Genomic DNA, 24990 nt, shown 5'->3' on the forward strand with positions numbered 1-24990 from the left:
CGGGCGGGGGCCGCGGCGGCTCAGGCCTCCAGCAGCCGCTGCCCTACGTACTCTCCGGACGCGGCACCTCCGGGCACGGCGAAGAGACCGCTCGCCTCGTGCCGGATGAACGGGGAGAGCGCGTCTCCGCGGTCGAGTTTGCGCTGGACCGGGATGAAGCCCTTGAACGGATCGGCCTGCCAGCAGATGAAGAGCAGGCCGGCGTCCGGGGTGCCGTCCTCCGAGATGCCGTCGTGGTACGAGAACGGGCGGCGCAGCATCGCCGCGCCACCGTTCTCCTCGGGAGAGGAGATCCGGGCGTGTGCGTTGCCGGGGATCAGCAGCTTTCCGTCCGGCCCCGCCTTGTCCAGGTCCATGGAGGTGTCCTCCGAGCCGCCGCTGAGCGGGGCGCCGTCCGCCTTGCGCCGCCCTATGACCTGTTCCTGCCGCTTGACGGTGAGCTCTTCCCAGTCGTCCAGGAGCATCCTGATCCGACGGACGACGGCGTACGAGCCCCCCGCCATCCAGGCGTGCGCCGACGATCCGCCGGCCGGCACGAAGATCCGCTTCTCGAAGTCGCTCTCGCCCGGTTTCGGGTTGTTGGTGCCGTCGACCTGGCCCATCAGGTTGCGCGTGGTCATCGGCCGGCCGGTGGCTCCCGGAGTGCGGTTGAAGCCGTTCATCTGCCACCGCACCCGCGCCGCCGAGCCGGCCTCCTTCTGGAGGGCGCGCAGCGCGTGGAAGGCGACGAGTGCGTCGTCGGCGCCGATCTGGACCCAGAGGTCGCCGTCGGAGCGTCTGGCGTCGAGGTGGTCGGAGGAGAAGACCGGCAGCGGGTCAAGGGCGGGCGGCCTGTGTCCGGTCAGACCGGTGCGTGTGAAGAAGGTCCGTCCGAATCCGAAGGTGACGGTCAGGGAGGACGGTCCGGCGTCCAGGGCCACCCCGGTGTCGTGCCCCTGGACGGTGTCCGCCGGTTCACCGGCCATCAGTCGCCCGGCCACGTCCGACCAGCGGCGCATCAGAGCGGCTGCTTCCTTGCGCCCCGCGCCGGGCGCGAGGTCGAAAGCGATCAGGTGACCGCGGGCCTGAAGCGGAGTGGTGATCCCCGCTTGGTGTTTCCCGTGAAACATCGCCTCGGTCGAGCCGACTGCGGTCAGTGGCGTCGGCACCTCGCTGCGCGTCGCCGCATATACGCCCGCGCCGCCCGCGGCGCCCAGGACAAGGCCCGCCGCACCGGCCGCTCCGGCGCTGCCGAGCAGCCGGCGCCGGGAGACGTCACCGACGCCGGCCGGACCGGATCCGTCGCGGTGGGCGGCGGCGCCGTTTCCCCTGGAGTCGTCCTTCTTCGTGCTCAACCTGCTCAGCCGATCTTCACGTTCTTGTCGATGGTTGTCTGGTCGATGTCCGAGGTGCGCACCGTCACGGAGACCTTCCAGTCGCCCGCCATCGGGATCTGTACGCCGCTCGCGGACCAGTGCCCCTCGGTGAGGCGGTCAGGGACGACGGGCAGGGGACCGATGTCCTTGGACTCCAGGGTGAACGCGAGCTTCACCTCGGGGACGTCCATCGGGCGTTCGTCCGGCCCGTCGATCCAGAGGTGGACGCTGTTCGAGCCGGTTCCACCGGGTGATATGTCCAGGCGGACCGTCCCCTTGCCGCTCTGCCCGCCGGTGTCGAAGGGCAGGCTCAGATTCACCTGTCCGCCGGTCACCGGCGCGGCCGCCGCCGTGGAGTTTCCCCGGGCGGCCTCCTCCTCGGTGCGGCCGGGCTCGGTGGCCGTCAGGATCGTCGTGACCACGAGGAGCACCACGGCGATGCCCGTCTCCACCATGACCGAACGCCGAAGACCGGAGCGGTCCGGGTCGGCGTCGCGCGCGCGCTTCTCCTTCGTCGCTGTCAGGGCGGCGCGCTGCCGGGAGAGCTGGGCGGCGCGCTCCGGGGCCACCCCTTCGTCGGCCCCCGCGGACCCGGGAGCGTCGGAGGCCTCGACGGAGGCGACGGCCTCGGCACCCTCGGACTCGGGTACCGACGGCCCCGCCGGGGGAGCCGAATCAGCCGATCCCGGCGGCCGGGAAACTGCCGGATCGGCGTCATCGGCGTCATCGGCGCTATCGGCGTCGTCGGCGGAGCCGGAGCGCTCGGTCAGCCGCGCCGTCCACCGCCGGGATATCCAGGCGACACCGATGAGCACGCCGACGAGCGCCACCTTGACGAGCAGCAGCTGCCCGTACCGGGTGCCGGTCAGCGCGGACCACGAACCGACCTGCCGCCAGGACTGGTAGAGACCGGTCGCGGCGAGGACGACCACACTGCTGAACGCCACACGGGAGAAGCGCCGTACCGCGGCACTCGGGACGTCCGGCGTCCGGTACAGGGCGACCAGCAGCGCGGTGAGCCCGCCCAGCCAGGCGGCGACGGCGAGCAGGTGGAGCACGTCGACCGGCATGGCGATGCCCGGCTGGATCCCCGTGGACGCGTGCTCGGCCAGGGCCCACGTACCGGCGATCCCCGCGGCGATGACCGCTCCGCCTGTCGCGAGCCCGAAGGTGAGGTCCCGCTTCTCCTTCTCGTCCTCCCGCTTGGCGTACGCCCCGAACAGTACGGCGATGAACAGCGCGGACGCGCCGAGGAGCAGCAGCCGGGAGACCAGTGCCGCGCCCGGCTTCGTGTCGAGGACGGACTGGAGGCCGTCGAGGTCGAAGGCATCCGCGAGCTTGCCGGAGCCGGTGTACGGGTTGCGCAGGAACAGCATGGCCAGGGTGGCCGCGGTGAGCGTGACCCAGCCGCGTACGACGAGCCGCTGCAGCGGCCGGGCGCCCGCCCCGCGCTGCCAGCAGGCGAGCACGAAGGCCGACCCGCCCGCGAGCAGGATGAATCCGGCGTACGCCGCGTAGCGTGCGATGCCGTAGAGCGCCCCCACCAGACCGCCGCCGGCTTCGCCCGAGGGCAGGGCGACGGTGGTCTCCGACGGGGCCCCGACGGAGAAGGTGAATGCTCCCGAGACCGGGTGGCTGTCGGCGGACACGGCCTGCCAGGCCACGGTGTACGTGCCGTCGGGGAGGCCGTTGTGGAGCTGGACGCCGTACCGTACGGCGCCGCCGCTCGTCAGATCACGGGGAGCGCCGGTGTCGGCCCTCTCCCCGGTCGGGTCGAGGACCCGGATGGAGTCGTCGTCCAAGGCGATCTGCTCGGAGAACGTGAGCGTGACTTCCTCGGGGGCGGTGGCGACCACCGCCCCGTCCTGCGGATCGCTCCCCGTGAGAGCGGCGTGCGCGGACGCGGGGCTCGCGCCGGCCAGCACCAGGCCGAACAGCAGGCTGGTCAGCGCGGCGAGGAGCGCGACCGCGGCGAGCGGCCGTCGTACGGGGGAGGGCCCGAAGCGCGGGGCGGTGGCTGTCATGGGGCGTCAGTACCTCACTGCTTCTTCGGGTTGTAGGTGGTCTCCTTCACGGGAATGTCGACCGTTATGGGGTCGGCCTTCTCGAAGTGCAGTTCCACGGAGACGGTCTCTCCCGGCTTGGGCCGCTGCTTCAGGTCCGTGAACATGATGTGGTTGCCGCCGCGTTCGAGATCGAGCTGCCCGCCGGCGGGCACCTCGAACGACGTGACCATCCGCATCGTCCGGTCCTTCGTCTCGTGGATGGAGACGTGGTCCGAGAGGGAGCTGGTCACCGACGTGAGCCGGTCGGTGGTGTCACCGCTGTTCTTCACGAGGAGGAAGCCGGCCGCCATGTCGCTGACGGGCTGGGGCATGAAGGCGCCGGTCACCTCCAGCCGCGGCACGCTGTCCGAGGAACATGCCGTCAGCGCCAGTCCGGTGGTGAGGGCCAGGGCCCCGGCGACGGCCGTGCGGCGGTTCACGGGGTCTCCCCCTTGACGAGTTCCGGGAGGTCCTCGGTGTAGTCCTCGGCCGTGGTGTCCTCGCTGTAGAGCACGTACCCCTTGTCGGTCTTCGGGGAGAAGGCGATGACCTGGGCGCCGTGCATCGAGACGATCGTGCCGTCCTTCTCCTTCTTCGGCGGGTCGATGCCGATGCCGATCTGCCGCGCTCCCGCCTGGATGGTCGGGAAGTCGCCGGTGAGGCCGGTGAAATCGGGGTCCTGAGCCTTGAGCCAGCTGCCCAGGGACGCCGGGGTGTCCCGCTCGGGGTCCGTCGTGACGAAGACGACCTGGAGCTTGTCCTGGTCGGCCTCGGGCAGGGCCCGCTTGGCGATGGCGATGTTGCTCATGGTCAGCGGACACACGTCGGGGCAGTTGGTGTACCCGAAGTAGATGAGGGTGGGCTTGCCCTTGGTCTGCTCGCGCAGGTCGTACTTCTTGCCGTGCGTGTCGGTGAGGACGAGGTCGGGCTTGGTGAACGGCTGGTCGAGCACGGTCGCGGGCTTGGCCTCGGTCCCGGTGGAGACCTCGGCGACGGAGTCGTCGGCCGAGTCCCCACCGCTGCCGCATGCCGACAGGGTCAGTGCGGCCACGGCGGCGAACGCCGCGGCCAGCACCGTCTTCTTGCTGTGCATGGAACTGATTCCTGATCTGTCTGTTACGGGTGGTGGAGCCGGTGGGATCAGGCGCTGCGGCGGCGGCCGGCGAGGACTCCGAAGGCGACCCCCGCGACGCCGACGACGATGCCCACGATGCCGAGGACGCGGGCGGTGCTGTCGGTGTTCGACGAGGACGCGTCCTCCGAGGACGCCGTCGTCTCCTTCGCCTCCTCCGCCTCGCCGCTCTTGTCGTCCGCCGCGGCGCCGTGGGCGTCGGCCGCGGGGGCTGTCAGGGCGAGGACGGGGGCGGGGCTCTCGGGCTCTTCGCCGCCCTCGGTGGGCTCCTCGATCCAGCGGACGACTTCCTTGTTGCTGTACGTCTGGAGCGCCTTGAAGACGAGCTGGTCGCCGTCCTCGGGCAGCTGTCCGACCGAGAGCGGGAACTGCTGGAAGAAGCCGGGCGCGATACCGCTGCCGTCCGCGGTCCAGGTGACCTTGGAGACCGCTTCGTTGATCTTCTTGCCATGCACCTCGAGCGGCTCGGCCAGCTTGCTCTTGGTGACGTCGATCTTCCATCCGGCCACCGGCTGAGGGCTGACGGACGCCAGCGGGTGGTCCGTCGGGAAGTTGATCTCGAGCTTGACGGTGGAGGCGTTGTCGCGCTCGTTGGGGACCTTGAAGTTGACGGTGGCGTAGCCGCCCTTGGCGGCCTCGCCCTGCGGCTGCACGCTGACGTGCGCGGAGGCGGTGCCGGCGAGCAGCAGGACGGTGGAGGCGGCGACGCCACCGGCGAGGGCGATGCGGGAAACGTTCATGGCAGGGATCACTCCACGGGTACGAGGAAAAGGTGGTCCGGCGCGCGGAGGCGCGACGGCGTCACGACCACCTCTTCACCGGTCCCGGCGGAGGGGTCGCGTCAGGCTGCGCGTACGTATACGGGCGGCGGCCCGCGCCTGATCACCATGTGCTGCAGGGCGTCCCCGGTGGCCGGCGCGGGAGCGTCGAAGACGTCGCGGAAGGTGCGCGGCCCGGCCGTGGCCCGCCCCGGCAGCCCCGCACGCAGTGCGCGTACGAGGGCCATCGCGGCTCGCAGCGCGCGGAGCCGGGCCCCGGCCGCGAGCTGGCGGCCTCCCTGAGCCGAGAGCCTGGCCAGCCTGAAGAGCGCGATCTCGCCGCGGCGCAACAGCCAGCCGGTGGCGAGCGCGGCGAGCAGGTGCCCGAGGAACATGGGCAGGCTGGGCAGACCGGTCAGCAGTGTGGCCAGGAACGTGGGGTCGGTCGCGGCAGCGGCGTCCGGGGCGGCGGAGGCTCCGGACAGGTGTGTGTGCCCCTGGGCCACGGCCGCGGGGTCCAGGCCCGCGGTGGTCACGATGCGATGGGCCTCACCGGCGCTCAGCTGCCCCGGCCCGGCACCGCAGACCAGCCCGGCGGCGAAGCGGATCAGCGAGTCGTCCCCGGACCCCGCCGCGGCGGCCGGCGCGTGGCGCCCGAGCCCGAAGAGGACATGCAGGGCGAGCTGTCCGGCCGCGAGGGCGCCGGTGATCGAGAGCAGGGTCCGCTCACGTCCGGCGAGCACCGCCGCGACGGCGAACACTCCGGCGAAACCGGCCGGCAGGGTCCACCCGGACACACTCCCGCCCGCGGCGATGCCATGTCCGGCGGCAGCGAGCACGACGCAGACCGCGGTGAACACCGCGGTCCTCAAAAGCCGCATACCGGCTCCGGCGCGTGCGACAGGCATAGACATGGCCGGGTCATCATCCCACTGAGCCCCCGGTCTCCGTACGGCAGGTCCGGAAGGTCGGCATCCGTCCGCATCAGGGCGTGATCAGACGGTGTTGCACCTGTTCATGGGTGCCCCGGGCCGTGATCCGGGCCGGACATACACCCGTGAACGGAATATCCGCATCCGCCGAATGAGCGCTGTCACAGCGGATTCGTGCTTACGACGTACTCATCGCGGCAATACGTAACGTTATGTCGAGCCGCAGCCAGGAGGCTGGAGCATGAGCATGTGGTGGTCACTCCATTTGCGGCGCGAAGCTGCGAGCGTTCCGCTCGCCCGTCGCTTTCTCCTCGGCACCATGGAGACCGCGGGGGTGGATCCGGACATCTCCTACGACCTCTCGGTCGCACTCAGCGAAGCCTGTGCGAACGCCGTCGAACACGGCGGTGACCGACGGGACGTGGGTAAGGCCGGAGACGCGGGTTCCGTCCCCGCCGGTGACGAGCAGTCCGGACCCACCTGCGGGCAGTACCGGGTCACCGCCTATCTGGACGGCGAGAAGTGCCGTATCGAAGTCGCCGACTCGGGGCCCGGTTTCGGCTCCCGGAACACGCTTCGCACCGCCGCACAGCAGTCCGCCGGGAATTCGCCGTCGCCCGCCGCGCACAGGACGGGCGACCCTTCGTACGGGCGCACCGCGGTCCACCCACCGGCCACGGCGGAGAGCGGTCGTGGACTCTGCCTGATCGAGGAGCTCGCCGATCACGTCCATTTCGGCAACCGGCCGGGCCGTGGCGCGGTGGTGAGCTTCGACAAGGTCCTGAAATGGCGGGAGGGCGCGCTGCTCATGGTGTCCTGAGCGGCGCGCCCTCCGGCGTACGGGACGCGGCCTTCCGCGCCGGCGGTGTCAGGCCTTGAGCCGGGCCATCCACGCCTCGACCTCGTCCGACCGGCGCGGCAGCGCGGCGGAGAGGTTCCTGTTGCCGTCCTCGGTCACGAGGATGTCGTCCTCGATCCGGACCCCGATCCCCCGGTACTCCTCGGGCACGGTCAGGTCGTCGGCCTGGAAGTACAGCCCGGGCTCGACCGTGAGGCAGACCCCCGGCTCCAGGGTGCCGTTGACGTACGACTCCGTGCGCGCGACGGCGCAGTCGTGGACGTCCATGCCGAGCATGTGACCGGTGCCGTGCAGCGTCCAGCGGCGCTGCAGGCCCAGCTCCAGGACCTTCTCCACGGTCAGGTCGCCGAGGAGGCCCCACTCGACCAGCTTCTCGGTGAGGACCCGCTGGGCGGCGTCGTGGAAGTCACGGAAGGCGGCGCCGGGCTTCACAGCCGCGATGCCCGCCTCCTGGGCCTCGTACACCGCGTCGTAGATCTTCCGCTGCAGCGGCGAGAAGGTGCCGTTGATGGGCAGCGTCCGGGTCACGTCGGCGGTGTACAGCTCGTTCGTCTCGACGCCCGCGTCGAGCAGCAGGAGCTCACCGGAGCGGACCGCTCCGTCGTTACGGACCCAGTGCAGCGTGGTGGCGTGCGGGCCGGCCGCGCAGATCGAGCCGTAGCCGATGTCGTTGCCGTCCACGCGGGCGCGCAGGAAGAAAGTTCCCTCGATGTAGCGCTCGCTCGTGGCCTCGGCCCTGTCGAGGACCTTGACGACGTCCTCGAAGCCGCGTGCCGTCGCGTCGCAGGCCTTCTGCAGCTCGGCGATCTCGAAGGCGTCCTTGACCAGGCGGGCCTCGGACAGGAAGACGCGCAGCTCTTCGTCGCGCTCCGCGGTGACCTTGTCGGTGAGGGCCGCTTCGATGCCCGCGTCGTGTCCGCGGACGTTGCGCACCGGGCCCGTGGCCTCGGTCAGCGCGGCGGGGAGCTCGCGGACGTCCTTCGCCGGGATGCCGAGCAGCTGCTCGGCCTCGGTGAGGGAGTTGCGGCGGCCGACCCAGAGCTCGCCCTGGCCGTCGAGCCAGAACTCGCCGTTCTCACGGTCGGAGCGGGGCAGCAGATAGACCGTCGCCTCGTGCCCGCCCTCGGCCGGCTCGAGCACCAGGACGCCGTCCTGGGTCAGGTCACCGGTGAGATAGGCGTACTCGGTGGAGGCGCGGAAGGCGTACTCGGTGTCGTTCGAGCGGGTCTTCAGGTTGCCCGCGGGAATGACGAGCCGCTCGCCCGGGAAGCGCGCGGAGAGCGCGGCGCGGCGCGCGGCGGTGTACGAGGCCTGGGCGATCGGCTCCAGGCCGTGCAGCTCGGTGTCGGCCCAGCCGGACTTCATGTTCTCGGCAAGCTCATCGGAGATGCCCGGGTACAGGCCGTTCTTCCGCTGCTTGATCGGCTCTGCTTCTGCTGTTTCCGGGGTCTCCGGGGCGAGCTCCTCAGACACGTTTTGTCCTCCTTGTACGACACTGGACGCCCTCCATCGTACGGGCGTACGGAAGGGGGCCCAGTGCCGGAAGACCTCTTACAGCTCCGGAGCCGCTCCCGGCAGCCGTGAGCGTCCTCAGTCGAAGCGCGCGGCCAGCAGTGCGATGTCCTCGGCGCTCTCGCTCCGGTCCGTCCCGTCGGGCAGCACGGCGCGCAGGACGTGGTCCGCGAGGGCTCCGGGATCCTGGCGCAGTGCCTGCGGTACGCCCGCCGCCACCGAGCGCAGGCGCGCGAACGCGCGGTCCATGGTGGCTCCGGTGCGGCGCAGCAGCCCGTCGGTGTAGAACAGCACCGTTTCGCCGGAGCGGGGCGTGAACTCCACGCTCGGCGCCTCCCAGCAGGAGAGCATGCCCAGCGGCGCGGAGAGAGTCGTCTCGACGAATTCGGTGCGCCGCTCGCCGGTCACCAGCGGCGGGGTGTGCCCCGCGCCCGCGAGCACGATCGTCCGCCGGTCGGGTTCGCAGTACGCGTAGAGGGCGGTTGCCGCGCGGGCGGGTTCGGTCAGCCGCAGCAGCAGTTCGAGATCGGAGAGTACGGCGACGGGGTCCTCGCCCTCCATCACGGCGTAGGCCCGCAGTCCGGCGCGGAGCCGGCCCATGGCGGCCAGGGCGGTCGGCCCGGAGCCGCCGGCCGAGCCGACGGACAGGCCGAGCGCGTTGTCCGGGAGGGACAGCGCGTCGTACCAGTCGCCGCCCCCCTGGGGTGCGGCCCGGTGGCGGGCTGCCAGCCGGACTCCGGGAATCCGGGGGAGCCTGCTGGGGAGGAGTTCCTCGGCGATGACCGCGATGTCGGCCCTGGCGCGTTCCAGTTCGAGCAGACGGGTCAGATGTCCGGCGGCGTAGCGGGCGTACACCCCGACGAGATGGCACTGGCGTTCCAGCGGTTCGGCCGGTTCGTCGTACAGCCAGACGGCCGCACCGAGCCGGCCCGCGGTTTCGGTGCCGAGTGGCTGCGCGTAGCTGGCGGCGTACCCGAGCCGGGCGGCGACCTCGCGGCTGCGGGGGTCGAGGCCGGCCTCACCGAGGATGTCGGGGCTGGCCAGGGGGCCGTCGGTATCCGGCAGGCCCTCGAGGAAACGCCCGTACGCGGTGGCGCTGCGGGGCACCGTCTCGATGTGTCCCAGTTCGGCGTGGGTGAGGCCGAGCCCGATCGTCCGGGACGGCCCGCCGCCATCGGCGGGTTCGAGAACGAGGAGACCCCGGCCGGCTCCCACGAGGGCCGCCCCTGCTGCCAGGACTTCAGGAAGGGCGCTGTCGAGGGTGCTGGTTCCGGACAGCCGCTCGGTGAGTTCGTGCAGTGTGGTCAGGTCGGAGACCCAGCCGGCCAGCCGGTCCTGGATGAAGGCTCCCGGCGCGGAGGACATACCTTCCGGGGGCGCGGCAGTGTGCGTTGAAACGGGAACCATGGGGTCGATTCCAGCCACTTTCGGAGGGTGGGGCGCGCTCATGGCAGTCGGCTTTCCGACCGGTGCGTTCTGTCGAATAGCATCGCAAACCCCCATGTCGCTCTGCGCCGCTATCGGTGCAACCACATGTACACGCACCCACATGTACACGCAGAAGTAAGCTGATGTCCAGCATTGTCCTTACGGTATTTATGGTGTCCGTGAGACAGTTAACTTGGCCGAAAAATGCACCCCCGGGCCGCTTTTTGCGATCGACTGGGTGCGCTGTACAGGGGCACCCTCGGGGTGAAATGCCGGAGGGAGCGTCATCCCGGGCATGCGGGGTACGTAATCGTGGATGGCCAGGGGTGGTTGCGACCGCCCCGGAACCCGACAGCGAGCCCGGGCGTCCTCACTGGTGACGGCCGCCCGCCGACCCCCGACGGCGGGGTTGCACAAGGGACGGCACGCGCGATGCGCACGCCGGCCGCGCGATGTTTTGACTGGACTCGGCTCGGTTCAACTCGGTTCAGCTCCATTCTGTTCGGTTCCACTCTGCTCTGCTCGGCTCACGCTCGGCCCCGGCCACTCGTCCGTGCCGCAGGCCCGATGAGCGAGCGCGCACGGCGAAGAGACGCACACGTGGTGTAACGAACGCGTGGTGCGATGTGGACCTCGGCGTTCAACGGAAAGGAACGAGCGCTCATGCGCGAGATCCTCGGAAGGCGACGCAGGCACCGGCCACGGCGCAAGGAAAGCTCCGCCCAGCTCGACGCGGCGCTGATCTGTGCCACCGCCCGGAAGTGGCCCGTGCTCCCCGGAGCAGGCCTGGCGACGGGAGCCGTACGCGGCGAACGCGGCCGCGGCTGCGCCTGTCCCGACCCCGAGTGCGCCGTACCCGGCGCACATCCCTTCGACCCCGGTCTCCTCGCGGCGACCACCGACGCGCGCATGGTGCGCTGGTGGTGGACCAACCGGCCCACCGCTCCCGTCGTCCTGGCCACCGGCGGCCAGGCACCGTGCGCGCTGAGCCTGCCGGCTGTCGCCGGCGCCCGGGCGCTGACGGCACTGGACGGCATGGGACTGCGGCTCGGCCCCGTGGTGGCGACCCCGACCAGATGGTCGCTGCTGGTCGCCCCGTACACCCTCGAACGGCTCGGCGAACTGCTGCACGCCCAGGACCGGGTGCCCAGCTCCCTGCGGTTCCACGGGGAGGGCGGCTACCTCGTCCTGCCTCCCTGCGAGGTGGGTGCGGGGCAGGTGCGCTGGGAGCGTGCGCCGGAGGCGGGGAACGCCGCGCCGTGGCTCCCGGACGTGGAATCGGTCCTGGACGCGCTCGTCGAGGCGAGCAACAGCGCGCCGGACGGCGGTAGCCGGCTCGCGTACTGAGCGCCGGCGGTGCATTCACGCGGGAACCGTGGGCGGCTCACTCGTCCAGAGGTGTGAGGCCGCCCGGTCCCGCGTGGCCGGGCGGGTGACGTGGGCCGTGATGTCATCATCCGTCCCCCGAAGTTCCTTTCCCCCGAAACACCCTTGCAGGCGCCCTTCCTGACTGCCTTTCCGCAGGTGCCGGGAGTGGGGCGCGCGCCGGTGCCGGCGTGGACGCTTCCCGGACGCCGCGGGCCCACGCCACGCGCCGGCGGGGTGAAGGGTTTTCTGTCCGAAAGCGAACGCCCGGAGGCCCGTCGCTCGCGTCGCTGAGGCGCGCGGAGCGGAACCGGCCCCCAGAGCAGTGGCTGCCGGCAAGCGGCCCTGCGGCGGGGCGGGCGCGCGAGGGCGGGAGGCAGAAGCGGGAGGAAGTCGCCGCAGGCCGCCGAAGCGCTGAGCGTTCCGGGGTCCTCCCCAGGCGTCCGGGCCCGGAAACGAGGACGTCCGGCCGCTGGCGACGGGGGATGCACCAGCGACCGGACTTCCAGAACCGTAACAAGAGATCTGCCGTTAGCAAATTCGATCTCGCCTATTCGGACAGCGATTTACCGACGGGTACGGGGAGTTGTGACGGGAGTCACCGCCGCTTCCCCGGCTCTCGTCACCGTCAGCTGAGCGTCACCTGGCGGTTGGTGAGCCCGCCGCGCGCCCGGCGTTCCTCGCCCGTCAGCGGAGCGTCCGAGGCGAGGGCTTCCACGAGCCGCTCCGCGAACTGAGCCGCGGGCTTCTCGCACTCCTCGGCTCCCATCGCGCTCGGCAGGTCCCAGACCGGGACCATCAGCCCGTGGGCGCGGAACGAGCCCACCAGACGGGTCCCTTCGCCGAGGGAAGAGGTGCCCGCCGCGTGCAGCCGGGCGAGGGCGTCGAGGAGCTGCTCCTCGGGGTGCGGCATGACCCAGCGCAGGTGGTTCTTCTCCGGCGTCTCGCACCAGTAGGCCGCGTCCACCCCGGAGAGCCGGGTGGTGGGGATGGCAGCCGCGTTGGCACGCTCCAGGGAGGCGGACACCTCCGCCGTGGCGTTCGAAGCGTCCGGGACCCAGAACTCGAAGCCTGTGTGTACGACCGGCTCGAACGGGGCGTCCGGGTCGAGGACGTCCTGCAGACGCGGGCCGTCGGCGGGCACCCGGCGGGCGGTGACCGGAGACCCGGGATCGGCCTCCAGCGCACGGTGCAGGGTGTCCGCGAGATCGCGGCTGAGGTCGCCGGACGAGGTGTCGTTCTGCAGCGCGAGCAGGACGGAGCCGTCGTCACGGCGCAGTGCCGGCCATGCCATCGGAAGCACGGTCGCGAGCGACACGGACGGCACGCCCTCGGGCAGCCCGCCCTTCAGCGTCAGCTCGACGGTGGCGGCGGGGACCAGCTCGCGCAGGGCGATCCAGTCGCACTCTCCGGAGATTCCCTCGAAGGGACGCTGGACCAGCTCCGTCACGGCGTGGGCGGCGGCTCGTCCGTGACACGCCTTGTAGCGGCGGCCCGAACCGCACGGGCAGGGCTCACGGGCCCCTACGACCGGGATTTCACCGTCCTTGAGCTGCGGCTTCCCGGCCTTGGACTGAGGGCGCTTCTTGGCCATGGTGGGCGATCTCCCGATTGCGACAGTGCGGTCTCGGGCGCGAGCCTAGCCGTCCCTGTCATCGCCGGGGGACACCTGCCGTGGCACTCCCCCGGCCCATTCCGCCGTGCCGCGCGCCGAACCGCTCTCAGTCCGCGTCGTCGAAGGCGTCGAGAGCGTCGGCGAGGTCCAGCCCGTCGAGGGAGCCGAACCCACTGATTCCGTTCAGTCCGTCCAGGCCGTTCAGGCCGTTCAGTCCGTCCAGGCCGCTCAGCCCGGACCGCTCGCGGCGTGCGGACCTCGTGGGGCCCGGGACCGCGGTCGGGAAGCCGCCGTTTCCGTGGCCCGCGGAGACCAGGGCCCAGACGGTGACCTCACCGACGGTGTCGTCCCGTACCCCCCACTCCTGGGCGAGGGTGCTGATGATGTTGAGTCCGCGCCCGCCACGCGCGGTGACCGACGGTGTGGCCGGCACCGGCCTCGTGGGCCCGCCGCCGTCCGTGACCTCGACGGTCAGGTCACCTCTCCTGTCCACGCGCCATGCGGCGCGGATGTCGCCGTCCCCCACCTCCGAGTGCTGCCCCAGCGGTCTGCCGTGCCGGCAGGCATTGCTGAGGAGTTCGGAAAGGATCAGTACAGCGTCGTCGACCACGGTGTCCGAGACCCCGTTGCTGCGCAGCTGCTCGCGCATACGGTGCCGCGCCTGTCCCACGCCCGCAGGGCCATGGGGTACAGCCATGCTCGACGACGTCGGCACTTCTTGTGCCACCACAAACGCCACCCCCGAGACCTCCTTTGCCCCACGCCACGGGTTGGATGCCCTCCTGGACTGCGCCGGAAACCGGCCAAAGCCCTGTCAGTGATGCACTCGTAACGCTCGATTGCGGAGCGAATGCGCCGGAGCACCCCCTGTAACTAATGTGAAGAGCGGCCAAGCTGCGACAGAACCTGTTTCGGGCGGTTCGTGATGATCGCCTCCACCCCGAGGCTCACGCAGAGCTCGACGTCCTCCGGCTCGTTCACCGTCCAGACGTGCACCCGGTGACCCGCCTGGTGCAGCCGCTCGATGTACCCGGGGTTGTTGCGTACGATCCGCATCCCCGGGCCGGCGATCCTTGCGCCGGCGGGGAGCCGCCCGTCGCGCAGCCGCGGTGAGACGAACTGCATCAGGAAGACGGTGGGCAGGGTGGGGGCGGCGGCTCGGATGCGGTACAGGGACCTCGCGGAGAAGCTCATGACGCGGACGGGGGAGGGGCCGTCCGCTTGCGGAGTGGCCAGGCCGAACCGCTTGAGCAGGTGGAGCAGCCGCTCCTCGACCTGGCCGGCCCAGCGTGTGGGGTGTTTGGTCTCGATGGCCAGTTGCAGAGGCCGGCCGGCCGCGCGGACCTCGTGGGCGAGTTCCAGGAGCCGTTCCAGGGTGAGTACGGACGTGAGCTCACCCGGCACCGGGTCCCAGTCGGGGGACTCCTCGTGGTCCTTCCAGGAACCGAAGTCGAGCGCGGCGAGATCGGCGAGCTCGAGGGCGGAGACGGCACCCCGGCCGTTCGACGTGCGATTCACCCTGCGGTCGTGCACACAGACGAGCTGCCCGTCCGCCGTGAGACGCACATCGCACTCCAGGGCGTCCGCCCCGTCCTCGATGGCCTTCCGGTACGCGGCCAGGGTGTGCTCGGGAGCGTCGTCGGAGGCCCCGCGGTGGGCGATGACCTGGATGGCAGGCTGTTGAGAGGGTAGGCGTGCGTGGGTCACCGCGACATCGTGTCACCGAGACGTGCCGGGCGCCGACATCTGGTTGCGTAGGACCTTTTTGCCTGATGTAAAGATTGGCGTGCGGATGCACAGGTCCTGCTTACAGTGGCCTGACGTGCTGTGGGAAAAGCTGACTGCAGACACGTGCACAGCGGATCTCTTGCCGAATGCCGAGTGGAACCGAGGAGTAAAGAGCTGTGAGCACCGAGAACGAGGGCACCGCGGGTCCGTCCGTACCGTCTGTTCCGTCCGTACCTCCCGTGCCGGCTGCCGCTCCTGAGAGCACCCCGCAGGGAGGTCACTCCGTGCCGGAGGTCCCGCCTGCCGCTCCCGCGGACGCGCCGACGGCCCATGGTCCGGCCGCGACGCCCCAGCAGGGCGCGGAGCCGTCACCCGCCGGGCACGAGCAGTATCCGTACGCGCCGCCTTCGCCGCAGCAGCCTCCGGCCGGCTCGGCCGCCTGGCCGCCGCCCCCTCCCGTCATCCCCTCGTACGCCGACGGCGGCAGCCCTCCCGCCTGGGGAGCCCCGGCGCCCTCGGAGCCCGAGCCCCCGCGCAGGCGCCGCGCGCGCGGTCTGGTCGCCGCTGTGGCGGCGGCCGCTCTGGTCGCCGGCGGCGTCGGCGGGGCCCTCGGCTACTGGGCCGCCGACAGCAACGACTCGGGCTCCTCGTCCGGATCGACCACGGTCGCCGCCTCCAACAGCCCGAAGGACTTCAAGCGCGAGGCGGGCACGGTCGCGGGCGTCGCGGCGAGCGCGCTGCCCAGTGTGGTCACCATCGACGCGCAGTCCGGCGCCGGCGACGGCGAGGGCGGCACGGGCACCGGCTTCGTGTACGACAAGGAGGGCCACATCCTCACGAACAACCATGTGGTGGCCTCCGCGGCGGACAGCGGCCAGCTGACCGCGACGTTCTCCAACGGCAAGAAGTACGACGCCGAGGTCGTCGGCCGGGCCCAGGGCTACGACGTGGCCGTGCTGAAGCTGAAGAACGCGCCGGACGGGCTGGCCCCGCTGGCGCTGGGAGACTCCGACAAGGTCGCGGTGGGCGATTCCACCATCGCCATCGGTGCGCCGTTCGGTCTCTCCAACACGGTCACCACCGGCATCATCAGTGCGAAGGACCGCCCGGTCGCCTCCGGTGACGGGTCCAGCAACAAGAACTCCTACATGAGCGCCCTGCAGACCGACGCCTCGATCAACCCGGGCAACTCGGGCGGGCCGCTGCTGGACGCGGGTGGCGCGGTCATCGGCATCAACTCGGCCATCCAGTCCACCAGCGGTGGCGGCGTCGGCCAGTCCCAGGCCGGCTCCATCGGTCTCGGCTTCGCGATCCCGGTCAACCAGGCCCGGAACGTCGCCGAGCAGCTGATCAAGACGGGCCAGCCCGTCTACCCCGTGATCGGCGCGACGGTGACGATGGAGGAGAAGACCGGCGGCGCCGTCATCTCGGAAGAGGGCGCGGGCGGCACCCCGGCCGTGACTCCGGACGGGCCCGCGGCCAAGGCAGGTCTGAAGGCCGGCGACGTGATCACCAAGTTCAACGGCACGACGGTCGAGAGCGGCCCGACGCTGATCGGTGAGATCTGGACCCACAAGCCGGGCGACAAGGTCACGCTCACCTACACCCGTGACGGAAAGACCTCCACGGCCGAACTCACCCTGGGCGAGCGCAAGGGCGACAGCTGACCGGCTAGGCTGTCCCACGCATCGAGCCGGCCCGGCCACCGGGCCCGGCGCCGACGCGGGGTGGGTTGCCCGAGCGGCCTAAGGGAACGGTCTTGAAAACCGTCGTGGCGCGAGTCACCGTGGGTTCAAATCCCACACCCACCGCAGCAGGTCAGAGAAGTAGCAGGTCAGAGGGCGGGTCTCCGGTACGGGGGCCCGCCCTCTGTGTTCACCTTGTCTCACCCCATACCCCTGATTCCCGATGCCGACCGGGGCGTGTGGGCCATGCGCGGGCCAGGATCGGTCCTACTCCTCGGCGCGAAGCCCCAGCTCAACGAGCCGGTTAGCCGCTGCCGATCCGCCCTTGAGGAGCTTGGCGTAGAACCGGTAGAGCACCGCGAGGCTGTGGCCGGCGCGGGAGGCGGCCTCCACCGGATCCATGCCGGACTTGATCCACAGCGAGATCGCGGCGTGCCGCAGTGCGTAGGGGACGTCCGCGAGCGGGCTGCGCAGCTCCTGGTCGCTGAGCACAGTCTTGCGGGCCTCGCTCCAGACCTCGGAGTACTCGTTCGACGTGAGGCGACCGCCACGTGCCGCCCGGAACAACCGGCCGTCCGGCGCGACACCGAAGCGCTCGATATGGGAGCGGATCATGCGGACGTAGACCGGCGGGACTGGGACGGCACGTACGGCCTTCCGCGCCCGGTGCTTCAGGCCGCGTTCGTCGTGAGACTTCCCGCTGTCGGTCCAGCCGCCCCCAACCTCGGGATGACTCTCCGACACCAGCACTTCCCCCCATGCCTCCGGCTCGGTCTCCGGGGGCAGGACGAAATCCGACTCCCGCAGCGCCACGGCCTCACCGGGGCGCGTCGCCACGTAGTAGACGGCCCCGTAGAACGCCTTCAGATGTTCGCCACGGTCACTCTGCTCCGCCACGGAGGCGAGCAGCGCCCGAGCGAGCCGAGGACCGGGCACCCAACGGAAGTCGACTTCGTCTGAGGTCTTAGGAGCCGCCCAGTCCACTGACAGGAACGGGTGACGAGTGAGGAGCCCTCGCTCCTCCACCGCGTACCGGAAGGCGTTGCTCAGCACCATGCGCTTCCGGTTCGTAGTGTTCTCCGCCGCGGGCTTCCCGTTCAGAAGCCTGGAGAGGGCCGTCAGCGCCGCGCGCACGTGCTCGGGCTTCGCTGCTTCGTTCACCCGCATCGAATGCTGACCCACCCACTCCAACGCCTTCCGGACGTCGTCGGGAGGCTCTTGGGCGTCGGCTCGCGAGACGAGCTGACCCTTCGGTCCGTCTACGGCCCGGAACGCCCACTGATAGAGGGCGGCACGGAGTACTCGGGTATCAGGGCGTGTGCCAGTGCCGGCAGTGAAGACCGGCGTCACAACCGCAAGGGATTCCGCGATGCTCGCTCGGTGTTTCGCTGCCGCTCCCGGCCACTTCATCAGGGCATACGCCTTGGCGTGTTCGTACCACGTCGGCATCGCGAGGGCGGCAAGCTCCTTCTCCGGGAGCCCGGTTTCCTCGTCGAACTGCTGCCCTGCCCGAAGGGCGGCCATGAGTTGGGAGCGGCGACCGTCTGCCTGTGGTTTAAGGGCGAAGCTCTTTGAATGGCCCTCGACTCCCACACGCCAACGGACCTCCCAGGGCTTCGGCCGGCCTTTGCGTTGCCGGATGGACCAGATGACGACTTCGAAGGTGAGCATGTCTCTCCATGAAGAGAGGGCCCGCCGCAGCGGGCCCTCTCGGGTCTGGTCGGTGCGGACTCAGGCGGCTTCCTCGTACCTGGCGAGCCAGGCGTCAAGGTCGGCGCGGCGTACGCGTACCTGGTGGTTGGGAAGCTTGATGAGCTTGGGGGCGAGGCCCCGGGCGCGCAGGCGATAGAAGGCGGCACGGCTCATGTTGAGTTCGGCGAGGACTTCGGGCAGCTTGAGCATCTGTGGGCGTGCCATGGCGGTGCACTCCTTGGGGAAGTGGCTTGGGGCTCCTCGGCCCCCTCTTGGAAGTCCGCTACATCCGCTACATCCGCTACATCGCAGGTCAGCGTGTTGTTTTTTGTAGCGGACGTGCGTGATGTAGCGGCTACGCGCCTGAACGGGGTCGAGGGCGTAGCCGCTACATCTGTTGGTTGCCGCTACGCGGGCACCCCTTCTGAGCTGGGGTGTAGCGGCTGTAGCGGATGTAGCGCTTGCTGGGGGGCGGGCGGGCAGTAGCGGGCCCATGCGTCGGCAAGGTCGGCGGCGAAGTAGCCCTTGAGGATGCCGCCGGCGGTGCGGATGTTGCGGGTCACGATCGGTTCGTTGTCGCCGTTCATGTACTCGCGGAGCATCTTCGAGAGGCGGCGTGAGTCCAGCGGGCGACCGCCCATGTCGGCCCAAGGGGCGTCATCGAGCGCGTTCAGGCGGTCGATGACGGCGATGGTGGGGAGCCTGTCGACGCCGACCATGACGTGGTCGCGCAGGTCGGTCAGGAGCCGGATGCCGAGTGAGCCTTTGTCGTCGACCTGGGCGGCGGCTACCAGTTCCACGCACGCTGTGCGGGCGCGTGCGGGCCAGTCTCCACCGGCGGCGTCGGCGACGGCGAGGAGGGGTTCCCACACGTCGGCGGGCCGGTCGGTGACTCCTTCGGGCATGTCGGGCCACGCTCCGGTGATCTGCTCGCACACCTGATCGGCCCAGATGGCGAGGCGGTCGCGCAGCGCATTGCCTTCCTTCTCGTGGATCCGCTGCCGGAACGCTTCGACCTTCTCGTTCCTGGCCCGGCGCCGCATGCGGATGATGACGGATCGCGTGAGGATCGTGTCCGGGAGGGAGCCGAGCCCGGCGACCGCGACGGCGGTGTAGGAGGGGAACGCCTGCACGCTCTGGTTGCCGCCGTCGCCGATGCACCGGTAGGTGACCCCGGAGCGCCGGTGTCCGGCGTTGAGAAAGCCGCGGAGTTCCTCGTTGTCTCCTGCCTTGGGGCCGAAGACGGTATCGATCTCGTCGAAGAGGATCGTGGGCCTCCCTTCCGAGCTGGAGACGGCCCGGAACAGCGCGGCAGCGCTCGCATTGACCGCGACCATGGGATTCGGGGTCAAGGTCTCCACGATCTCCAGTCCCCGGGACTTCCCCGACCCCGGTTCCGGGGAGAGGAACGCGAGCCGCGGGGTGGAGTCGAACGCGTCCAGAAGGTGGGCGTGGGCGTCCCAGAGTGCGACGGCCACGTAGGCAGCCTCGCGGGGGAAGACGTTGAACCGGCGGTGGAACGCCTCCACCTCGTTGAGCAGCGCGGCCCCGTCGATGGGTTCCGTGGTCTGTGCGGGGGCAGTCATGCGGCGCTCCTCCTGGATTCGGTGGGGACGGTGTGCGGGCACTGCTGGACGCATGCGCGGGTGGTGAGTTCGGCGACGGCCTTCCGGCCCCGGGCCCGTTCGTAGTGGCCACAGGTGCACAGCCAGTCCGCTACGGGGAACCCGCGACGCTCCAGCCCGCGCACGCTCAGACCGGGCCGGATGCCGGTGACCGTGCGCGGGTCAGGGAGAACAGCAGCGCGGACGCCTTCGGCGACGACCTTTGCCGCACCACTGCCGGATCCACCCGGGGCCGGTTCGGCGATGCGGGGGCCGGTGGTGGTTGGAGGGAGGCTCTTCAGGGCGGGGCGGGGCGGGGTGTTCATGCCGTCCTCCGCTGCGGGTTGCGTGCGATGGACCAGTTCAGACCGCTGCGCACGGTCGAGCGGCACTGGCGAGATGACAGGCCGGCCGACTCCCCCGCCTCCTGAAGAGCCTCCTCGACCACCGATCGGGGAAGGTCGCCCCACGCGATGAACCGCCCCAGGGCTCGCGCCGCCGACAACAACGTCCAGTCGCGCTCCCCTTGGGGTGCGGCCCGCACGGTTGCGGATTCCGCCCTGAGCGCGGCTGCGGCGTACCGGGACGACTTCGACGACGACGGCACAGCCACCAGGGTCCGTGAGGACTGACGGGGTGCCAGGAGGGCGTACAGCCAGTCCGGGAGAGGGGCGGGTGGGGTGGGGTCGGTGACGGTGTAGGGGCCGGTAGCGGTGAAGCTTCCGGCGGCGACGACGTATCCGCCGTGGGCGCGGGTGTCGATGAGCTTGCCGAGCCTGCCCGCACTGTTCGCCAGCCGCACGCCGGGCGGGGCGGTGAAGTAGAGGTGGTATCCCCCGCTCGCGGTCCGGGTCCGGTAGGTGGTCGGGACGGCCTGTCCGGCGCGCTCGCAGAGCGCCCCAAAGGTCGTCACGCCGCAAGGCGTGCCCGTGCTGCTCTTCTGCTTGGGCATGTCGAGATCGACGACGACCAGCCCGGACGGGCCGGTGGCGATGCCGATGTTGAACGGGCGGTCGGCCCACGCTCGGCGGATGCGGTCCGGGTCGATGGTGGCCCGGTCCTCCCACTTGCGGTGACCGCCCGCGCAGTCCCCGATCAGGGGGCAGACGGCTTCACCGTGGAGCGCGGGCCGCTTGTCGGCCGGCCGGAGCGGGAAGACGTGCCAGCCACGTTCGGCCGCGTCGAGGGCGGCGGTCAGGAGGTGGGTGCTCATGCTGCGACCTCTCCGGTCCGGGTACGGCTGAGGAACGTGCGTCCGATTAGCTCGGTGTAGGCGGGCGGGATGGCTTCGGTGAGTTCCTCGCGGACGTCGGTCCAGGTGATGCCCATGGCCTGCTGCATCTCCGGGACGGTGGCCTTGCCGCCGCCGGCGCCGTACGGGGCGACGTAGGGTCCGTCGCGGTAGACGCCGTGCCGGTGGCCGCGCACGTAGCCGCGATGCTTCGGGTGTGCCGGCTGCGGCATGCGCCAGCCGCCCAGCTCGAAGTTGCGGTGGCGCAGGACACCGAGACCGAACATCTCCCCGCACAGCCACACGTCCCGCCGGACCGGGGCTTTCCCGGTGGGCTGCTCGATGACGTACGGCAGGCCGGACGCGTCGAGCAGGGTGCGGAGTTCGGGGATGAGCTGGACGTGGGTACGGCCCCAGCCGCGTGAGGCGTTGGTGCCCACAGTGAGTGCGCATCCGGCCTGGCAGGGCGGGGAGGTGTGCACGGCCGCGTACTGCTCGATCTCGCCGGACGCGATGAGGGCCGCGAGGTATTCGAGGGCGTCTGCACGGTGGAAGGTAAAGGGGTAGTTCGGGCGGTCGGCGATGTCCACGCCGGTCACCTCGAACCCGGCCCGGTGGTAGCCCATGGCCGCGCCGCCGGCGCAGCAGAAGAGATCCAGTAAGCGGAGCCGGTGGTCCGGGGCTCGCCGGATCGGGACGGGGTGGGTCATGCTGGATGTCTCCAGTTCTGTGACAGGTGCTGGCAGACGAGGGCGGCCCCGACTTCATTGGCGTGAGAGGGGGCCGCCCTCGGCGTACCTAGAAGGGCGGTTCGTTGCTGGCCCACGGGTCCGTGGGGGTGCGGTGTCGGCGCAGCCACTTGGGCCGATCGGGGAGAGGGAGCAGGGTCCAGCGGCGCGTCTCGTCCCAGCAGTGGCAGGGCTCCCAGTCGCTGCCGTCGTACTCGCCGGTCTCGGGGTGGCCGTACTCGTGCTCGATGCCGCCGTATCCCCCGCAGGTGCGGCAGTCGGGGTTGGGGGTGTCGGTGAGAATCAGCGCGTTGCGTGGCCAGGTGGCGCGCTGGAGGCGAAGTCGGAGCATGGATCGGTTCCTCGGTCAGTTGTGGAAGCGGTTGGACGTCGGGTTGTGGTCGCACCAGTCCTCGGCGCACACCTTGTGGACCGGTTCGCGGTCGTGGGAGCGCATGGGGGTGGGTTTGCCGCAGAGCACGCACGGCAGGTTCCGGGAGGCGTCGAAGTGGCGGGCGTCCCGCCAGTCCAGGAGCGGCACGACCGACCCCCGGGTTAGTGGTGGTTGATGGTGCCGTTGGCCTTGCCGAACATCCCGGTCGCGCTGATGTTCTGCGTGATGTGCGTCGTGCCCCGCCCCGTGCCGGCCGCGCTACGGCCGAGCCGAAGCAGGACCGGGACGCCGATGGCTGCGGCGGCGATGAGGGCGACGGCGGCCCAGAGGGCTTCACTCATGGCGATCAGTCCCGGGGCTGCGTAGGAGAGTCCGACACCGGCGGCGGCGACGCCCCCGCCGATCGTCGGTGTGAGTAGGGCGGTGGTCTTGGCCCATGTCGGGATCGGCTGCGCGACCGGTACCGGCGGGGCGGGCGGGGCCTGCTGTGGGGTGTAGGCGAGGGTTCGGATGCCGCCGGGGAGGGTGACCATCTGGACTCCGGGCGGGATCTCGTGGGGCAGCATCGCGGGGTGTGCGGTGGGCTGCTGGGGGGTGAGGGTGGTGATCTCGTACGCGGTCTCCGGGTACACAAAGGGCTCCCTTCAACGCGACCGGGCGGCACCCGTGGTGGTGGATGCCGCCCGACGTGTTGTGACGGTGCGTGGTCGTAGTGGTTAGTGGCTACTGGTTACTGGCAAGCAGAAAAGGCCCTGTTGAAGCCTCTGGTTGCCAGTAGGAGGGGCTTCTACTGGCTAGTGGCAAGTAACCAGTAACCAGTAGCCAGTAGCGCTCTGTGAGCCGTTCAGGCGTGATCGGGGTGGACGTAGACCGAGTGCGGGCCGTTGTCCCGGTAGACCAGTTCGCCCCGCTCGGCCGCCGCTTTCAGCGCCGCCCGCACGGCCTGGCGGCTGCGGCGGACGAGATCGGCGACAGCGGACGGCTTCATGCCGGCCGGGCCCGCTGCCTTGATCGCGGCGACCGCGTCGGCCACCCACGTCGGGCCGCCGTCGTCGTCGCTGTCGCGGAGTGCGGACAGGTTCAGCCCGGGTGCCGCGGCCGAGGGCTCCGGCTCGGTCCCGGGCTCGGGGGCGGTGGCGAACTGGGCGTCGATCTGCTCCATGAACGCGCGCACAGCCGCGTCCTCATCCGTCACCGGCGCCGCCTTGTCGCTGCGGAGCGCGGACAGGTTCAGCCCTCTACCGGCCGTAGGCTGCTCGGCCGCTCCGGTGCCGGCAGTCGGGGCATGCGCGGTGTCTCGCATCCATGCGGTGCGGTCCGGTGCCCATCGGTTCGCGTAGGCGTCGCCCCCGGCCTTGGCCGAGACGTCGTCCAGGGTGGGGTGCATGTCGGTGGTGGCGTGGACGATGTCGCGGATCTGGTTGGGCAGGATCCGCCAGTTCTTGAACAGCGCCGCCGCGGACTCCGGCGTCCCCATGAACCCGGCCCCCTTGTACGGAGCCTGGTCCACGCGGAGCCCCCGGGCCCCGGGGAAGACCTTGCTCAGGTCCATTCCTTCGACTTCCCCGCCGGTGAGGCAGACCCGAGCCTTGGCCTCGCGGCGGATCATCAGGTTCCCCAGCACGGACCCGGTGGCACCGAGCGCGGTGAGGACGGTGCGTACGCCCATGGCTCGGAGCATGCGGATCACTTCGAGGATCTTCTTCGCGAGATCCTTCATGGACCGGTCGGTGCTGGTCAGGATCTCCGCACCCTCGTCGACGACCAGCATGATCTGGGGAATCTTGGCGCTGATGGGGAGCTGGTCGGTGTTCCGCTCGGCCATGAGGTCCTGGTAGGCGACCTTGCGGCGCATGCCGATCGCCAGGGCGGCATCGAGCATCCGCGCGGCCTCTTCGTGGGTCGAGGCCAGCCAGTCAACGCCCGGCCGCACCCCGTCGACCGGTGCCCCGTTGGGGTCGAACGCGGGGCGGGCCCAGGGGAGGCCGGCGGATCCGGCGTTCAGGTCAATGACCCAGGTGAGGACGTCGGTGGTGCGGGCGAACCCGGCCAGGATGACGTGGACCATGTTCGTCTTCCCGGATCCGGTGGGGCCGACGACCAGGGCGCACTGCTCGCGCAGGAACACGCAGATCTCTTCGGCGTTGGTGCGGTAGCCCCACGGGATCCCGGTGTAGATCGACAGCGCGCTGTAGTCCGAGGGGTACGTGCGTTCTTCGGACAGGACGTTGACCGTGGTCACGTCGATGAGCACCCGCCCCTGGTGCACCCCTTGCGAGGCGACCGCGGTGCACCCGTGAGGCAGGCGTGCATCGGCCGACAGCGCGGCCGAGTGCTGCGCGATCCGGTCGTACGTCGTCCCGCCGGCGGGGAGTTCAGCGTCGATCGTGAACCCGGTGCCGGTGGGCCAGATCTCCACCGCGAGGATCCGCAGCGTGAGGTTGCAGACCCGCTGCACCCGGTCCACCCACTCCGCAGCGATCGCCCGACGCTCCGCACTAAGCTCGCGGGACACCTGGCGTTCATCGGCGGCGATGGCCTCCAGCTCCCGCGCCTCCTCGAACAGGAGAGTCGAGCGCGCTGCAGCGCCGATACCGACACCGATCGTGGCGAGAGATCCGAGGGCCGCCCAGGTGAGCGGTCCGGTGGTCATGGCCCACGTCGTCCATCCGGCGCCGATGAGCCAGGAGGCTGAGCGCATGGCGATGGTGCGGGCGGAGAGGCGTTCGCGCAGGCTGCTGATGGTGTGGCCGATCGCCCCGGCCGCACCCACGGTCAGGACCCAGCCTGCGGGCATGCCGGTGGCTGCTCCGGTGGTGGCGACAGCGAGGCATCCGGTGGTGGCGGACAAGGCGCCGGTCACGGGTCCGTGACCGGCAGCCCAGTCCCACACCGGCCCGTTGTTGGCCTGTGTGGTGGTGGTCATC

General features: G+C 70.7%; 24 protein-coding genes and 1 tRNA gene. 4 read left to right on the plus strand and 21 right to left on the minus strand.

Features of this window, described 5'->3' with window-relative positions; translation table 11 throughout:
- Positions 1-20 precede the first annotated feature (20 nt).
- The 6 genes from efeB to OO67_RS02155 form a co-directional block, all read right to left on the minus strand.
- Positions 21-1334, minus strand: a complete 1314-nt coding sequence (gene efeB, locus OO67_RS02130; RefSeq protein WP_033296823.1) for an iron uptake transporter deferrochelatase/peroxidase subunit — start codon at positions 1332-1334, stop codon at positions 21-23.
- A gap of 5 nt (positions 1335-1339) precedes the next feature.
- A complete protein-coding gene (locus OO67_RS02135; protein ID WP_033296824.1) occupies positions 1340-3379 on the minus strand; it encodes a copper resistance CopC/CopD family protein in 2040 nt (679 codons plus the stop codon).
- A 14-nt stretch (positions 3380-3393) separates the two neighbouring features.
- On the minus strand, positions 3394-3840 hold the full coding sequence (locus OO67_RS02140) for a copper chaperone PCu(A)C (RefSeq protein WP_033296825.1): 447 nt from the start codon (positions 3838-3840) through the stop codon (positions 3394-3396).
- The gene (locus OO67_RS02145) at positions 3837-4493 is read right to left on the minus strand and encodes an SCO family protein (protein WP_033296826.1); all 657 of its coding nucleotides are present in this window, start codon (positions 4491-4493) and stop codon (positions 3837-3839) included. The genes OO67_RS02140 and OO67_RS02145 overlap by 4 nt, the downstream gene beginning before the upstream one ends.
- A gap of 47 nt (positions 4494-4540) precedes the next feature.
- Positions 4541-5272, minus strand: a complete 732-nt coding sequence (locus OO67_RS02150; RefSeq protein WP_033296827.1) for a YcnI family copper-binding membrane protein — start codon at positions 5270-5272, stop codon at positions 4541-4543.
- A gap of 101 nt (positions 5273-5373) precedes the next feature.
- Positions 5374-6204 (minus strand): hypothetical protein, encoded by an 831-nt coding sequence (locus OO67_RS02155; RefSeq protein ID WP_051709074.1) that lies wholly within the window; start codon positions 6202-6204, stop codon positions 5374-5376.
- 259 nt (positions 6205-6463) lie between these two features.
- Between OO67_RS02155 and OO67_RS02160 the strand changes: the two genes are divergently transcribed.
- A complete protein-coding gene (locus OO67_RS02160; protein WP_033296829.1) occupies positions 6464-7042 on the plus strand; it encodes an ATP-binding protein in 579 nt (192 codons plus the stop codon).
- Positions 7043-7090: 48 nt separating this feature from the next.
- On the opposite strand, the gene OO67_RS02165 is transcribed toward OO67_RS02160, so the two are convergent.
- On the minus strand, positions 7091-8554 hold the full coding sequence (locus OO67_RS02165) for an aminopeptidase P family protein (protein WP_033296830.1): 1464 nt from the start codon (positions 8552-8554) through the stop codon (positions 7091-7093).
- A 117-nt stretch (positions 8555-8671) separates the two neighbouring features.
- Positions 8672-10096 carry a PP2C family protein-serine/threonine phosphatase gene (locus OO67_RS02170; RefSeq protein WP_244300029.1) on the minus strand — a complete coding sequence of 475 codons (1425 nt, stop codon included), beginning with the start codon at positions 10094-10096 and terminating at the stop codon, positions 8672-8674.
- Between the two features lie 588 nt (positions 10097-10684).
- On the opposite strand from OO67_RS02170, the gene OO67_RS02175 reads away from it, so the two are divergent.
- Entirely contained in the window at positions 10685-11368 is a 684-nt protein-coding gene (locus tag OO67_RS02175) for a bifunctional DNA primase/polymerase (protein WP_033297014.1), read from the plus strand.
- Positions 11369-12014: 646 nt separating this feature from the next.
- Here the strand turns inward: OO67_RS02175 and OO67_RS02180 are convergent.
- From OO67_RS02180 to OO67_RS02190, 3 genes are all read right to left on the minus strand, one after another.
- Entirely contained in the window at positions 12015-12980 is a 966-nt protein-coding gene (locus tag OO67_RS02180; RefSeq protein WP_033296832.1) for a DUF5926 family protein, read from the minus strand.
- 127 nt (positions 12981-13107) lie between these two features.
- Entirely contained in the window at positions 13108-13650 is a 543-nt protein-coding gene (locus OO67_RS02185; RefSeq protein WP_033296833.1) for an ATP-binding protein, read from the minus strand.
- Between the two features lie 224 nt (positions 13651-13874).
- Complete coding sequence (locus tag OO67_RS02190) at positions 13875-14708, minus strand: glycerophosphodiester phosphodiesterase (protein WP_033296834.1); 834 nt, start codon at positions 14706-14708, stop codon at positions 13875-13877.
- Between the two features lie 197 nt (positions 14709-14905).
- On the opposite strand from OO67_RS02190, the gene OO67_RS02195 reads away from it, so the two are divergent.
- Together OO67_RS02195 and OO67_RS02200 are read left to right on the plus strand one after the other, a co-directional pair.
- On the plus strand, positions 14906-16396 hold the full coding sequence (locus OO67_RS02195; RefSeq protein WP_033296835.1) for a S1C family serine protease: 1491 nt from the start codon (positions 14906-14908) through the stop codon (positions 16394-16396).
- A gap of 59 nt (positions 16397-16455) precedes the next feature.
- A tRNA-Ser gene (locus tag OO67_RS02200) sits at positions 16456-16540 on the plus strand.
- 141 nt (positions 16541-16681) lie between these two features.
- Here OO67_RS02200 and OO67_RS02205 read toward each other — a convergent pair.
- The 10 genes from OO67_RS02205 to OO67_RS02245 all read right to left on the minus strand — a co-directional run bounded on the left by OO67_RS02205 (position 16682) and on the right by OO67_RS02245 (position 24989).
- The gene (locus OO67_RS02205; RefSeq protein ID WP_033296836.1) at positions 16682-18085 is read right to left on the minus strand and encodes a tyrosine-type recombinase/integrase; all 1404 of its coding nucleotides are present in this window, start codon (positions 18083-18085) and stop codon (positions 16682-16684) included.
- 60 nt (positions 18086-18145) lie between these two features.
- The gene (locus OO67_RS02210; RefSeq protein ID WP_030329340.1) at positions 18146-18331 is read right to left on the minus strand and encodes a helix-turn-helix transcriptional regulator; all 186 of its coding nucleotides are present in this window, start codon (positions 18329-18331) and stop codon (positions 18146-18148) included.
- Between the two features lie 182 nt (positions 18332-18513).
- Entirely contained in the window at positions 18514-19692 is a 1179-nt protein-coding gene (locus tag OO67_RS02215; protein WP_033296837.1) for a DUF3631 domain-containing protein, read from the minus strand.
- Positions 19689-20036 (minus strand): hypothetical protein, encoded by a 348-nt coding sequence (locus OO67_RS02220; protein WP_244300000.1) that lies wholly within the window; start codon positions 20034-20036, stop codon positions 19689-19691. Before OO67_RS02220 ends, OO67_RS02215 begins: the two co-directional genes overlap by 4 nt.
- Positions 20033-20923 (minus strand): bifunctional DNA primase/polymerase, encoded by an 891-nt coding sequence (locus tag OO67_RS02225; RefSeq protein ID WP_033296838.1) that lies wholly within the window; start codon positions 20921-20923, stop codon positions 20033-20035. The genes OO67_RS02220 and OO67_RS02225 overlap by 4 nt, the downstream gene beginning before the upstream one ends.
- Positions 20920-21651, minus strand: a complete 732-nt coding sequence (locus OO67_RS02230; protein WP_033296839.1) for a DNA cytosine methyltransferase — start codon at positions 21649-21651, stop codon at positions 20920-20922. Before OO67_RS02230 ends, OO67_RS02225 begins: the two co-directional genes overlap by 4 nt.
- An 88-nt stretch (positions 21652-21739) precedes the next feature.
- On the minus strand, positions 21740-22021 hold the full coding sequence (locus tag OO67_RS02235; protein WP_033296840.1) for a hypothetical protein: 282 nt from the start codon (positions 22019-22021) through the stop codon (positions 21740-21742).
- Positions 22022-22036: 15 nt separating this feature from the next.
- Positions 22037-22210 carry a hypothetical protein gene (locus OO67_RS38875; RefSeq protein ID WP_167748626.1) on the minus strand — a complete coding sequence of 58 codons (174 nt, stop codon included), beginning with the start codon at positions 22208-22210 and terminating at the stop codon, positions 22037-22039.
- A gap of 14 nt (positions 22211-22224) precedes the next feature.
- Complete coding sequence (locus OO67_RS02240) at positions 22225-22695, minus strand: hypothetical protein (protein WP_033296841.1); 471 nt, start codon at positions 22693-22695, stop codon at positions 22225-22227.
- 212 nt (positions 22696-22907) lie between these two features.
- Positions 22908-24989, minus strand: coding sequence for a P-loop NTPase family protein (locus OO67_RS02245; RefSeq protein ID WP_033296842.1), 2082 nt, complete (start codon positions 24987-24989; stop codon positions 22908-22910).
- Position 24990 lies beyond the last annotated feature (1 nt).

Source organism: Streptomyces atroolivaceus, assembly GCF_000717025.1.
GTDB classification, from domain to species: Bacteria; Actinomycetota; Actinomycetes; order Streptomycetales; family Streptomycetaceae; genus Streptomyces; species Streptomyces atroolivaceus.